Origin of the sequence: Vibrio sp. T3Y01, assembly GCF_013114525.1 — a bacterium.
Lineage (GTDB): Bacteria > Pseudomonadota > Gammaproteobacteria > Enterobacterales > Vibrionaceae > Vibrio > Vibrio chagasii_B.
In genome coordinates this window covers 14098-27646 of the sequence record NZ_VTXJ01000012.1, presented here as the reverse complement: position 1 = coordinate 27646, position 13549 = coordinate 14098, and the positions used below count along the sequence as shown (strand labels likewise).

Below are 13549 nucleotides of genomic sequence, written 5' to 3'. Positions count from 1 at the left end.
AAATTGAGACTTCCATTATTAAGAGAACACAGTAGAATGCGACCACCCACCTAAATAGGACTTATTCTCATTAAAATGACCAATTCAGATGACACTATTAGCCGTTCTTGGCTGATAACTCAAGTAAAAAAACACAAGTCCAAACTGGTGTTTGCCAACATCATCGCCATACTCGCGACATTAATTAGCGTCCCTATCCCACTACTTATGCCACTGATGGTAGATGAGGTACTTCTCGACAAGCCAGCATCTGGGCTTGAGATGATGAACCATCTGTTGCCAACCTCAATGCAAACTCCTACCGGCTATATTGCATTAACCCTATTACTTGTCATTTTGATGCGTACCGTCAGCCAAGGGCTTAACATCCTTCAAGGACGTCAGTTCACTCTAGTCTCTAAAACCATCACTTATAAGATGCGCAGCAAAATGATCGACAAACTCGGTCGCATCAGCATCAAACAATACGAGACAAAAGGCAGTGGCGGCATTAATGCTCACTTAATCACAGACATAGAGACCATCGATAAGTTTATTGGTTCAACACTGTCTAAATTCATTATCAGCTTTTTAACTGTGTTCGGCACCGCTATCGTTTTGTTGTGGCTTGAGTGGCGCTTAGGACTGTTCATTTTACTGGTCAATCCTGTTGTCATTTACTTCTCACGTAAACTAGGCAGTAAAGTTAAGCACCTGAAGAAACACGAGAACCAATCATTTGAACGTTTTCAAAACCGATTAGTAGAAACACTAGATGGCATCTATCAACTGCGTGCAGCTAACAAAGAACGTATCTTCCTGGATGAACTCAAAGTTCAAGCGAATCAAGTAAGAATCGATGCTGACAAATACGCATGGCAATCAGAAGCTGCCGGGCGCGTTTCATTTCTACTTTTCTTATTAGGCTTTGAGCTGTTCCGAGCGGTCGCGATGCTGATGGTTCTGTTCAGTGACTTAACCATTGGTCAAATCTTTGCGGTATTCGGCTACTTATGGTTTATGTTAGGACCTGTTCAAGAGCTACTCGGCATTCAATTCTCGTGGTATAGCGCTAAGGCAGCACTGCAGCGTATTAACGATCTCCTACAACTGGAAGAAGAGAGACGCCCGGTTAGTAAGGTAAATCCATTCCATGATGATAAGGAAGTGACAGTCGACATTGAAAACGTTACATTCTCTTACACATTAGAAAACACTGTTTTAAATAACCTTTCGCTACACATACCTGCTGGTAAAAAGGTGGCTTTGGTGGGCGCAAGCGGGGGTGGTAAATCCACACTAATCCAGTTACTGATTGGGGTTTATCAAGCTGACTCTGGGTGTATACGTTATAACGGTGAAACCACCGACGACATCAGCTTTGATATTATACGCAATCAAATTGCTGTTGTTTTACAACAACCTATACTCTTCAACGATACATTAAGGCATAATCTGACCCTTGGTGCTGACTACGATGAAATGTCGTTGTGGCGCGCGCTTGAAGTCTCTCAAATGCAAGACGTCATCAAGCAGTTAAGTAACGGCTTAGATACACAAATTGGTAGGAACGGGGTTCGCCTCTCAGGTGGCCAGCGACAACGTCTAGCGATTGCTCGTATGGTGCTGAGTAATCCTAAGTTTGTTATTCTTGATGAAGCGACATCAGCACTAGATACGGCAACAGAGTCCGCTTTACACAAAGCATTGAGCGAGTTTTTGAAAGATCGCACAACTTTGATCGTGGCTCATCGATTATCAGCGGTGAAACAAGCCGATTTAATCTATGTTTTAGAAGATGGGCAAGTCACACAGACGGGAACACATGGTGAACTGGTTGAACAACAAGGACTTTATCAAACACTCTATGGCAGTGTGCAGTCGCACGCCTGATGTTTATTGTTCTACTTACGTACACCACACTTCTAAACTGACGCACAATTCTATTTGGGAGGTCGCATGACCTCCCCATCCGTACCCCAAGACTTATCAACCGAACATCAATGTGACAGCAGCTCTGTGCGATTATGCCAAGGCTGCGAACTGCCCGTTGATAAAATGGATATCCCGTTAGGTAAGTCGGCCTATTGCCCAAGGTGCGGCACTCAACTTTACCGCGGCGGCACCCCTAGCCTATCTGGAAACCTAGCAATTGCAATTACCTGCTTATTGCTGTTTATCCCGTCGCACTTTTTTGAATTCATCAGTATTCGCCTGATTGGCGTCATGATACCCGCGACGTTACCATCCGGCGTCTTTACCTTAATGGGTGAAGGTTTTCCACTACTTGGATTGCTTATCCTGTTCTGCAGTTCCATTGCCCCTTTATTGGTATGTGGCTCTGTGCTCATTAGCCATTTTTCACTTCGTTTCGCACTTTTTACGCCGTTCCGCTACTCGCTGGCAATCATTCAAACCTTAAAACACTGGATGATGCTGGATGTATTCTTAGTCAGCGTTGCTATCTCGTGCTTTAAGCTACAAGACTATTCAGACATCTTTGTTGGCCCCGGCTTAATTGGCCTTATCTTGTTGCAGCTGTTTAGCGTTTTACTGGTGAGCCGAATTAGTGTTCGACGTTACTGGGAAGCATGGGCAAAAGAGTCGGAATACAGCTTTACCGAAAGCAAGAACGTGCACTGCCATAACTGCCATCTTTCTCAGCCCGAAGGTCACGCTTGCGTTCGTTGTCATCATGCTCTGTATCACCGCAAGCCTTACTCGATACAAAAAACATGGGCACTACTGTTTGCCGCCGCCGTTGCGATTGTGCCAGCCAACGTGATTCCTATATCTATTCTTATTACAAACGGGCAAAGGCTGGAAGATACGATCATCTCCGGTGTTGCCTCTCTTATCAATAGTGACATGTACGGCATCGCTGCCATCATTTTTATTGCGAGTATTGTCGTTCCCGTTGCCAAAATCCTTGGGCTTGCTTACATACTGATTTGCATTCAAATGAAGCGAGCGCTTTACCACAGACAACGAATGACCATCTATTTTATCGTGAAGTGGGTGGGGAAATGGTCCGTTATGGATCTGTTCGTTATTTCGATCATGATGACACTGGTCGACCGTGGACAAATTTTAAACTTCACACCAGGTTATGGTGCAGTCGCTTTCGGCGTTGTTGTGGTTCTCACAATGCTGGCAGCGGAAAGCTTAGATCCTAGGCTAATTTGGGATAACTATACCTCTAAAGATGAGTCAGTGAATGAACGACAATAACCAATCACAAACATCATATTCACCGGAAGTCAGAAAAAACAAAGGCATTTCCCCTTTGTGGATTCTCCCGATCCTCACCGTCGCGCTTGCGGGCTGGCTAGTAATGAAGTCAGTCCATGATGCAGGCCAACGTGTACAGATCTACTTCTCAGATGCGGCAGGCTTAGTCGCAGGACGCACCACAATTCGCTACCAAGGCTTAGAAGTGGGTATGGTTCGCGATATTACCCTCTCGAAAGACTTATCTAATATCTATGTTGATGCTGATATTTATCCGGAAGCGAAAAAGCTGCTGTCTAAAGGCACTCGATTTTGGTTAGTGAAGCCGACCGCAAGCTTATCTGGTATTTCTGGGCTAGATGCGCTTGTATCTGGTAACTACATTGCAATTCACCCAAGTGAGACCAAACAAGAGCCAGAAACTGTTTTCCAAGCTTTAGAGTCTGCACCTTCTGACTTGTTAGCTGCCGATGGCTTGAACATATCACTGACAACAAAAGATTTGGGTGGCGTCTCTGTTGGCTCTCAGATTGTTTATCGTAAAATCCCAATCGGTGAGGTCTACAACTACCAGCTTAACGAAAGCGGCAAGTCAGTCACGATTCAAGCGGCTATTAAAGATGAATACAGCCATATCATTACCGACCAAAGCCGTTTCTGGAACGTCAGTGGCTTAGGTGCAAGCATTGGGTTTTCAGGCGTTGATGTTCGTTTAGAGAGCCTAAGCGCTCTATTAGGTGGTTCTATCGCCGTAGACTCACCTGGAGATGGTCAGCCAGTTGAGATGAACACCAAATTCAAACTCTACCCAGATCTAAAAACTGCTGGTCGTGGTATTTCTATTAAGATTGCTGTTCCTGATGACAATAAGATCAGTGCAACTGGCGCTCCAATCATGTACCGCGGCATCGAAATCGGTCAAATTACCGACTTATCACTCAGCGAAGGCCGAGAAAACGTTGTTGCTTCAGCAGCTATCCAGCCTGCTTTCAGCGACTTCCTAAACAGTGGTAGTAAGTTCATTCTTGAGGAAGCCGAACTATCACTGACGGGTATGAAGAATATCGCGAACTTAGTAACAGGCAACTTCTTAACGCTAGTCCCTGGTGAGGGTGAAAAAGCGCGCCGCTTTACCGCGATTCGCAAAACGGAATACAGCCAAGAACAGGAAAAATCAGTAGCGATTCGCTTAACCTCCAATAACTCTTTCGGTTTAGATGTTGGTACGCAGCTACTTTACAAAGGCATTGCAGTCGGCTCTATCATCAAAGTCGGTTTAGTTGATGGCGTTGGCACAGGAAGCGATAAGCATGAAGTGTTCATGGATGCGTTGATCGATAATGAATACGCACATCTCATAAAAAGCAACAACCGCTTTTTCGTAACAGGTAGCGCGAGTGCAGAATTAACTGAGTCTGGGTTAAGCGTTACCGTTCCACCTGCAAAACAACTACTGACAGGCTCAATTAGCTTTGTGAGTGAAGGTAAGGCTCAAGCAAGACCAAGCTACCAACTGTTCCAAAGCAAATCACTGGCAGAAATCGCCAAGTTCAACCAATCAGGTTCGAAGACATTGTCACTGTTTGCCAGCGAATTACCGTCAATTTCAAAAGGCAGCCCACTACTCTACCGCAATCTTCAGGTTGGTAGCATCAGTGACTTCCAGCTTGCCGACGGTGGTGTGAGAATCCAGGTCACCATTGAAAACCGTTACACACACCTCATCAACAAACACACGGTTTTCTGGAACCGTTCAGGTGTTGAGGTTGACGCGTCTTTGTCCGGTATCAGCATCAAAGCGGCTCCGGTTAAAACTCTGATTCAAGGCGGTATCGCGTTTGATTCACTGCCAGGTATCGACAACAAACTGGGTGATGTTTGGAAACTCTATACTGATTCTAAATCTGCTCGTAAATTTGGTCGTGCCATCACGATTACTTCTTCGGGCGATCAAGAGATTAGCAAAGGTACACCAATTAAATATCAAGGCGTCAATGTCGGTGAAGTGACTTTAGTCGTTCCGAATTTCACTAAAGGTGGCATTGAGATTACGGCTCGTATCCTGCCTGAGTATGTCGATAAGATAGCTGTTGCTGGTAGCCATTTTTGGCTAGCTGAGCCGGAGATTGGTTTGAATGGGATTAAGAATGTCTCTTCTCTGATTTCTAAGCACATTAAAGTTGAACCGGGTAAAGGAAGCAAAACCACAGCATTCAAGCTAAGTAATGGTCCAGTTCAACCTGAAGGCAAGATTTTCACGCTGCAAAGTGAGAGTCGCGGTTCAGTATCAGAAGGTACGCCGATTCTATTCCGCGAACTAGAAATCGGCACAGTCATTGACGTTCAACTTGGTGAGTTTGCAGATCGTATTATCTCTACCATTCAAATCAAACCAGAGTTCGCTTACTTAATTCGTGCCAACAGTGTGTTCTGGAATGTATCGGGTGTGGATGTGTCTATCGGCTTGTCTGGTGCAAACATCAAGGCAGGTACTGTCGATAGCTTAATCAGAGGTGGTATTACTTTCTCAACACCACCGACTAATGAACTGCAGCCTTTGGCACAAGAAGACCAGTCTTTCTACTTGTACCCTAAAGCGGAAGACGAATGGAAATCGTGGAGAACGGCTATCCCTCGCCCATAAACGCGCGTTATAGCATCGGTTCTCCGAGCGAATAGCCGACAATTAACATCCAAATGCAGCCTTTGAGCTGCATTTTTATTGTTTAAAGCAAATTTAGTTTAGGACAATCTCATTTTGCTTTAAACTGCCCGCATTAACGCTATAAATCGAGATACCCTTTTGCACGCTAACGTATATATCCCAGAAGAATTCCTTACTCATATTGAAAGCATCATGCCTAGCCATTTAGATATGGCTTCGTTTGTCGCTTCTTGTCAAAAGCCACTTCGTAAAAGTATTCGCGTAAACACACTCAAAATCAGTGTTGAAGACTTTCTGGTACGCGCGAAAGATAAAGGTTGGGAACTGGAACCAGTACCTTGGTGTGAAACGGGTTTTTGGATCACGGCCGATGAAACTGAAGCTCCACTAGGTAATACTGCCGAGCACATGTCTGGTTTGTTCTACATCCAAGAAGCCAGCTCGATGATGCCACCGTCAGCTCTTTTCCAAGGCGAAGAGAACTATCAAGCAGTTCTCGACACCGCTGCGGCTCCAGGTTCTAAAACCACTCAAATCGCAGCGTTGATGGACAACCGTGGTGTGTTGGTTGCCAATGAATATGCAGCAAGCCGAGTTAAAGTGCTTCACGCTAACATTGAACGCTGCGGCGTAAGAAATGCAGCGCTAAGTAATTTTGATGGTCGTGTGTTTGGTGGTTGGTTACCTGAACAATTCGACGCTGTATTGTTGGATGCGCCCTGCTCTGGTGAAGGCACGATTCGTAAAGATGCCGACGCAATGAAGAACTGGACGTATCAGTCGGTTGTTGAAATTGCTGACACGCAAAAAGACCTCATTGAAAGTGCATTCCACGCTCTCAAACCTAATGGTGTATTGGTCTACTCGACGTGCACGTTAAGCACAGAAGAAAACCAACAAGTGTGTCATCACTTAAAAGAGACCTTTGGCGATGCGGTTGAGTTTGAATCTCTAGAATCTCTATTCGATAACGCGAAAGCAACCACAACAGAAGAAGGCTTCCTACACATATTCCCTCAGGTTTATGACTCTGAAGGCTTCTTCGTTGCTCGCATCCGAAAATTAGCATCTGTGGCACCACCAGAAGTGAAGAAGCGTTTAGGCAAGTTTCCATTTGAGAAGGCTTCGAAGAAAGCACAACAAGAAGTTGCAGAACAGCTTTCAAGTGCGTTAGATATTGAGTTACCAAACGATACTCAAGTATGGACACGTGACAAAGATGTATGGCTATTCCCTGAAGCGTTAGAGCCGATGATTGGTGAGTTTCGTTTCTCTCGCATGGGCATCAAGATCGCAGAAACCCATAAAAAGGGCTACCGCTGGCAACACCAAGTGGCGACAACCCTCGCGACAGGCAACGAAGCTAACATTGTTGAGCTGACTATCGACGATGCTCGCGAATGGTTCATGGGTAGAGATGTTCGCCCAGAAGGCTTATCCGGCAAAGGAGAAGTGCTGGTCAAATACAATGGCGCAATCATTGGCCTTGGTAAGTGGGTTGGCAATCGAGTCAAAAACGGCCTGCCACGAGAATTAGTGCGTGATAAGAACCTGTTCTAACCAACATTCCGCTTCTATCGCAAATTAGACAAACGAATAAACAAAAAGCCCAAACAACGCACGTTGCTTGGGCTTTTTCTATTGAACTTGAGTCATGCTATCTATATAGAAAGGTCTTTCGAACCAATACTTAATAACAAAACAATCAATTCAAGTCGCTATTTTAACGGTCAAAAATCGCATATTAGGAAAATTAAACTAAACTTCATCTAGTAAACAAAGAATTGAAACGATTAGCGTAGGCTCTTCGGAGCCCTTTCCCCTAAGCCCAAACAGGAAAGTTTGGGCTTTTTTTTAACCGAGAGCTTGGCTTATTTAGCTAAGCTAATGCCTTCTTTATCGATAGAGATCTTGCCAGCTTTGTACAAACCACCGATGGTCTTTTTGAATGTACCTTTACTGGTTCTGAAAGCAGAGAAAATAGCTTCAGGTGAAGACTTATCATTCAAAGGCAAAAAGCCGCCTTTCTTCTCAAGTAAGTCTAAGATCTTAATGCTTAGGTCATCCATCTTAGCTACGCCAACTTTCTGAAGAGAAAGGTCAATCTTACCATCTTCTTCACGAATGTTTTTAATGTAGCCTTTCAGCGTCTTACCGATAAATAATTTACCGATGATGTCTGATGGGAAAATCATGCCCCAGTGTTCGCCATTCACGATCGCTTTGTAGCCTAACTGGCTACGTTCAGCGATGATTAAGTCAACTTGCTGGTTGCGTTTGTAATTCGCAGGAGTGTTGTCTAACCACTTGTTAAACTTAGTTGTACCTACAATGCGGCTAGATGCTTTATCAATGTACACATATACTAAGATTGACTGGCCTTCGTTTAATCGACCACGTTGTTCGCTGAAAGGAACCAATAGGTCTTTGCCTTTCACGCCCCAGTTCATGAATGCACCGGTGCTGTTTACACCTTCAACAGTCATCAAGCCAAACTGGCCAACTTGTGCGATAGGTTTTTCAGTCGTTGCAGCGATCTGGTTGTCAGAATCAATGTATAAGAACACATCTAACTTTTGACCAATTTCAACACCTTCAGGAGTAAATCGTTTCGGCAGCAACACCGTTCCATAGTCGCTAGCGTCAAGGAATACACCGAAATCTGCTTGTTTTACTACTTCTAAGTTGTTTATTTGACCAATATTAATCATCAAGATTGTCTCTACTTTAAATTTGGCGGAGATTATACGTGATCTCTGATATGCTTTCGCTAGTTTCATTCATATTTTTACATTCTAGGAGCCATCGTTGATCACCGTTGATAAACAAGATGCGATAACACTCAAAATTAACCATGCAATGGCTAAAACCAAAAAGCTCGACATGGATGTTTATCTATTCATTCCCGGTGAACTTGGACTCACTCCAGAAGTACTTTCTGAGAGCGCATTTTTCTATAGCTCAATCACTCAAAAACGCGCGTACTACAGTGATAAAACACTACTCCCCCTAGTACACAGCCGTTTAGCAAAACGTGGACGACTGTCTACCACTCAATACCGTGTAAGCTTGAGCTTGTTCGCCTACCAATATGTTATCGCTTTAGATAAAGCGGTCAGCAGCTTAAATAAAAATGATAGTGACGACGTAACGGCTGACGAAGTGGATGAGGTTATCGAACTGGCTTTAGACATATTAAAGAAGCTGCGTCGAAGTATCCCTTATGAAGAAAACCTGAAACGCTACTATGCCAATATAGACAACTACCTATCTTGGTATACCGAGCAAAAATTCCTATCGCTAGTGTCACACATGCCTCGTGGTAGCGAGTATTCAACCATCAAAGAGCGTCTTTTAACCCTTTGCGATAAAGAGACCGCTCACCGCAAACTGAACCGCTACAACTCAGCCAAAGTTCGAGAAGATGTAACCCGCTTGAGTAACAAGATGCGTTTGCTGCGTCGTTTGATTGAGCACCCTATCGTACTCAAAGAGAAAACCACCTCAATGGGTAAAAACGTTAAACGAGCAGTAAAAGGTGTTGCGACAGGTTTAGTGATGGTGGTTGTGACCACAACGGTTATCTTAGCCCGAGATTTCCTAGGAGAGATTACCGCTTCTTTCATCGTCGCGATGTCTTTCATCTATGCACTACGCGAGATATTCAAAGACGATTTAAGAGACATTCTTTGGCGCTGGCTTCGTAAAGGCAAGCCAAAGTGGAAACGCCGTTATTACGATCCAACTACCAATAAGTCAGTTGGTCATAAACTCGAGTGGTTGGACTACGCAAACTTTTCTAAGCTCGCGGACCGCATTCAGTCAATACGTAAGAAACGTGTGGTGCAGCGTGAAGAGCAAATCTTGCATTACCGGTCGCACACAGAGATGTCGACATCAACCTTTATGAGTGGCTACGAGGAAACGCGTGAAACCTTGTCGATCAGTCTAAGAGCGCTGACACGCTTAATGGATAAGGGCTCGAACAAGATTTATCGATTGAATGAAGGTCAAGTGAGTCGAGAGTCCGTTGAGAAGCGTCACCTGCTCAATCTGATCATTAAAGAGAACAACCACGATAATGAACCAACTTACTATCGTTGGAAAATAGTCATGAACCGTTCAAAGATTGTCGATATCGAGCAAATCACACAAGAGTCATAGAACTACTGCGATTCGTGCTATTACGGTATGTGGATATACATTCACATACCGTTTTTGTTAGTTCGAGCCCCACCAAATACCATTCTAAGCAGATACTTGTGGTTACTTTCTAGATGGGATTTTTTTGATAGAGAGCGTGAGTGTAAATTCTGCCATGGGCTCTTCGCCATGCAGTGATGGGCAGGTTGCGATAATGGTTACTGGCTGATTTACTCGCTCTCCGGTCGACATGGTTTCTGCCAGCATAGTGTTGATCAGCTCACCGTCAGTACAGGTGAAATGCACATCGCCTTCAGGTCGCTTCAGAAAGTTACCTGTCACCTCTTTAAACGCCAAAGAGATCTTCTCACCTTGCTGTTGAGATTTACTCATAGCAAGAAAGCCACCTGCTACATCCGCACCTACAGCTAAAACTCCGAAATACATGCTATTAAGATGGTTTTTGGTGCGCCTTCTAAGCGGAATTTTCACCTCTACACGCTCGTTATCGAGTACCAGAAGCTTTGGTCGACACAGCCAGATGAGTGGGACTTTGAAAAAACCAAACATGCTTAAATAGAAATTTGCTTTTTGTAGAGAGGTTAACATTGGAATTACCTAGCCTAATCAGTCATCAGACCAGTTAATCGACTAACGATTAAGATGTCAAAAAAATGTTACAAAAAAGAGATATCATCACACAATGATATCTCTTTTATTCTCAAAGCATTAGCGCTTCGAACCAACTCATACGCCAAGTTGATAAATTACAGCAACAGACTGATTTATGCCGTCACGACGGTTTCAACCCCTTCAAGGTCAGCGATGTAACCTTGTAAGCGCGGATAATCAACCAAACCTTGAGTAACAAGTAAAACGGGTTTCTTAGCGTTCTGTGTCGCCTTAACAATCATATCTAGCAGTGTAATTACCGCTTCGTTTTGTGGATCAAAAGCGTGTTGCTGCGCTTCATTCTGCTTATCAACACCAAGTGTGAAAGACGCTAGACTGTCGACATTCACCACAACACCATCAAAGTAATGCAGTAGACGTTCACTCAGTAGAACGGCAGATGGCACATCGCATGAGAACAATACCTTCAAGCCATTCAAACCGCGAGGCAAGCCTTGCTCTGCAAGTAAATCGATGATCTTAGCCGCGTCGCTTAATGCGCGTACATAAGGAACCACGACTTCGACATTGATGCCTTGTTCGCGCAGTGTTTTAACTACCTGACACTCCAAAGCAAACGCTTTGCTGTACTCTGGCGTCGCATAACGAGCAACACCACGAATACCCAGTGCCGGGTTCACCTCTTCTACTTCGCAATTACCACCTAACAGCGAACGAAAGCCGTAGCTGTCAGCATTGCTTAAAGCGATACGCACAGAACTATGGTTTGGTTGAACAGCCGCTTGAATCGCCGTTACCAAGGTCGAAACGAAATGTTCATCAACGCTTTTGCCACCAAGAATCGCGTCTAGAGAGGTTTTCTCTATATCAGAAAGTGTGTCTAAATGGCTTTCAATACTTGGATGATAGAAGACACGATCCATGACCAATTCAGAGAGAGATACGTATAAGTGGTTGGAATTAATATTATCGTTATAAGAAGGCAGCACATCGCCTAAGACCAGTTCTGGGTGCAAAGTGCTTTGATTTTCTTGAGTCATTGCTGCTCCAGCATTTTTATGTTGTGTTCAAACGAAAATACCGATAGCTGCCTGTTAATACAAGTGAAAATCCCGTATTTAGCGTCGGGCTGCTGATAAAAATAAGAATATTAGTAATAACAGAGATAACTTTGACTTAAGAGAGTTTATTCCTCGGTTCAATTCCGTTATCTTAACCACTTCGCAATAGAATAAAAAAGCTATCACATGCCATTAAAAACTGATGAGTTGAGAACCCAAGCTCTGGGTCCTATGCCAACTCCTGCCGAATTAGGCAACGCACACCCTATTACTGACGACGTTGCTGAGCGTATTGCAAATTCTCGCCGCCAAATCGAAGATATCCTAACTGGTCGTGATAACCGCCTATTAGTTATCGTAGGCCCTTGCTCTGTTCACGATACAGAAGCGGCACTTGATTACGCTGAGCGTCTAAGCCAGATTCAAGAACAATACAAAGACGAATTGTTTGTTGTCATGAGAACCTACTTCGAGAAACCTCGTACGGTTGTAGGTTGGAAAGGCTTAATTACCGATCCAAACCTTGATGGTTCTTACGCACTTGAAACAGGCTTAAACAAAGCACGTCAGCTTTTGCTTGATATCAACAAGCTTGGTCTAGCAACCGCAACTGAATTCCTTGATATGATCACAGGTCAATACATTGCAGACCTGATCACTTGGGGCGCAATCGGGGCACGTACTACCGAATCTCAGATTCACCGTGAAATGGCTTCAGCATTGTCTTGCCCAGTTGGCTTCAAAAACGCGACAAACGGCAACATCAAGATCGCTATTGATGCAATTCGCGCGTCACAAGCTTCTCACTACTTCTACTCACCAGATAAAAATGGTCGTATGACAGTTTACCGCACTTCGGGCAACCCATACGGTCACGTAATTCTGCGTGGTGGTGATAAAGGTCCAAACTTTGACGCACAATCTGTGGATAGCGCATGTAAGCAACTAGCTGAGTTCGACCTACCTCAACGTTTGGTTGTGGACTTCAGCCACGCTAACTGTGAAAAGCAACACCGCAAACAGTTGGACGTTGCAAAAGACATCTGTGAACAGATCAAATCGAACAAAAATCAAATTGCAGGCATCATGGCAGAAAGCTTCATTAAAGAAGGTAACCAGCCAATGACGGATATCAACAACCTAGAATACGGCAAGTCGATTACTGACCCGTGTCTAAGCTGGGAAGATACCGCGACAATGTTAGACATGCTTGCAACAGCAATCAAAGATAGAAACTTAGCTTAAGGAAATAAAACAATGCCATCATTTGACATTATCTCTGAAGTAGAAGCAGTAGAACTACGTAACGCTGTAGACAATGCTAACCGTGAACTATCGACTCGTTTCGATTTCCGCGGTGTTGACGCTAGCTTTGACTACAAAGATGAGTCGGTAAAACTGACTGCTCAAGACGATTTCCAGCTTAAGCAAATGCGCGATATTCTTCGTAGTAACCTAACGAAGCGCAATGTTGATCCTAACGCAATGGAAGCGAAAGCAGCAGATCAAACAGGTCGCACTTGGCACCAAACGGTTATCTTTAAGCAAGGTATCGAAACTGATGTTGCAAAGAAAATCGTTAAGCTAATTAAAGACAACAAGATTAAGGTTCAAGCGTCTATTCAAGGTGAAAAAGTACGCGTAACAGGTAAGAAGCGTGACGATCTGCAAGCTGTAATGGCACTAGTTCGTAACGGTGAACTTGGTCAACCTTTCCAATTCGATAACTTCCGCGACTAATTTTGATTTAAGTAACTACGTTTATTTGTTGCTCATTGATCGTCACGATATTGTGTTCGAAATAGCAAAAAGCCACTTCCTGCGAAGTGGCTTTTTA

10 protein-coding genes are annotated in these 13549 nt (G+C 44.0%); 7 read left to right on the top strand and 3 right to left on the bottom strand.

Going from position 1 to position 13549, the window contains the following annotated elements; genetic code table 11:
* Positions 1-75 precede the first annotated feature (75 nt).
* The 4 genes from F0232_RS14300 to rsmF all read left to right on the top strand — a co-directional run bounded on the left by F0232_RS14300 (position 76) and on the right by rsmF (position 7435).
* Positions 76-1872, top strand: a complete 1797-nt coding sequence (locus F0232_RS14300) for an ABC transporter ATP-binding protein (RefSeq protein WP_105057184.1) — start codon at positions 76-78, stop codon at positions 1870-1872.
* Positions 1873-1938: 66 nt separating this feature from the next.
* Positions 1939-3210, top strand: coding sequence for a paraquat-inducible protein A (locus F0232_RS14295; protein WP_239939777.1), 1272 nt, complete (start codon positions 1939-1941; stop codon positions 3208-3210).
* Positions 3197-5854, top strand: coding sequence for an MlaD family protein (locus tag F0232_RS14290; RefSeq protein WP_105057186.1), 2658 nt, complete (start codon positions 3197-3199; stop codon positions 5852-5854). The genes F0232_RS14295 and F0232_RS14290 overlap by 14 nt, the downstream gene beginning before the upstream one ends.
* 159 nt (positions 5855-6013) lie before the next feature.
* Positions 6014-7435 carry a 16S rRNA (cytosine(1407)-C(5))-methyltransferase RsmF gene (gene rsmF, locus F0232_RS14285; RefSeq protein ID WP_171750850.1) on the top strand — a complete coding sequence of 474 codons (1422 nt, stop codon included), beginning with the start codon at positions 6014-6016 and terminating at the stop codon, positions 7433-7435.
* A gap of 311 nt (positions 7436-7746) precedes the next feature.
* Here the strand turns inward: rsmF and F0232_RS14280 are convergent, their stop codons facing one another.
* On the bottom strand, positions 7747-8655 hold the full coding sequence (locus tag F0232_RS14280; RefSeq protein ID WP_008223483.1) for a S1 RNA-binding domain-containing protein: 909 nt from the start codon (positions 8653-8655) through the stop codon (positions 7747-7749).
* Between the two features lie 28 nt (positions 8656-8683).
* Here F0232_RS14280 and F0232_RS14275 point away from each other — a divergent pair, with 28 nt between their 5' ends.
* A complete protein-coding gene (locus F0232_RS14275; RefSeq protein ID WP_061033454.1) occupies positions 8684-10039 on the top strand; it encodes a hypothetical protein in 1356 nt (451 codons plus the stop codon).
* A 102-nt stretch (positions 10040-10141) separates the two neighbouring features.
* Here F0232_RS14275 and F0232_RS14270 read toward each other — a convergent pair whose 3' ends face one another.
* Positions 10142-10627 (bottom strand): PaaI family thioesterase, encoded by a 486-nt coding sequence (locus F0232_RS14270; RefSeq protein WP_061033455.1) that lies wholly within the window; start codon positions 10625-10627, stop codon positions 10142-10144.
* 176 nt (positions 10628-10803) lie between these two features.
* The gene (locus tag F0232_RS14265; RefSeq protein WP_061033456.1) at positions 10804-11691 is read right to left on the bottom strand and encodes a putative PEP-binding protein; all 888 of its coding nucleotides are present in this window, start codon (positions 11689-11691) and stop codon (positions 10804-10806) included.
* A 207-nt stretch (positions 11692-11898) separates the two neighbouring features.
* On the opposite strand from F0232_RS14265, the gene F0232_RS14260 reads away from it, so the two are divergent.
* The gene (locus F0232_RS14260; RefSeq protein ID WP_061033457.1) at positions 11899-12957 is read left to right on the top strand and encodes a 3-deoxy-7-phosphoheptulonate synthase; all 1059 of its coding nucleotides are present in this window, start codon (positions 11899-11901) and stop codon (positions 12955-12957) included.
* Between the two features lie 12 nt (positions 12958-12969).
* Positions 12970-13452, top strand: a complete 483-nt coding sequence (locus tag F0232_RS14255; RefSeq protein ID WP_004742331.1) for a YajQ family cyclic di-GMP-binding protein — start codon at positions 12970-12972, stop codon at positions 13450-13452.
* Positions 13453-13549: the final 97 nt, after the last annotated feature.

Excerpts from the sequence above, each read along its gene's own strand:
- F0232_RS14290 (WP_105057186.1), top strand. The coding sequence starts at position 3,197 with ATGAACGACAATAACCAATCACAAACATCATATTCACCGGAAGTCAGA.
- F0232_RS14255 (WP_004742331.1), top strand. The coding sequence starts at position 12,970 with ATGCCATCATTTGACATTATCTCTGAAGTAGAAGCAGTAGAACTACGT.
- F0232_RS14300 (WP_105057184.1), top strand. The coding sequence starts at position 76 with ATGACCAATTCAGATGACACTATTAGCCGTTCTTGGCTGATAACTCAA.
- F0232_RS14265 (WP_061033456.1), bottom strand. The coding sequence starts at position 11,691 with ATGACTCAAGAAAATCAAAGCACTTTGCACCCAGAACTGGTCTTAGGC.
- F0232_RS14260 (WP_061033457.1), top strand. The coding sequence starts at position 11,899 with ATGCCATTAAAAACTGATGAGTTGAGAACCCAAGCTCTGGGTCCTATG.
- F0232_RS14270 (WP_061033455.1), bottom strand. The coding sequence starts at position 10,627 with ATGTTAACCTCTCTACAAAAAGCAAATTTCTATTTAAGCATGTTTGGT.
- F0232_RS14295 (WP_239939777.1), top strand. The coding sequence starts at position 1,939 with ATGACCTCCCCATCCGTACCCCAAGACTTATCAACCGAACATCAATGT.
- F0232_RS14280 (WP_008223483.1), bottom strand. The coding sequence starts at position 8,655 with ATGAAACTAGCGAAAGCATATCAGAGATCACGTATAATCTCCGCCAAA.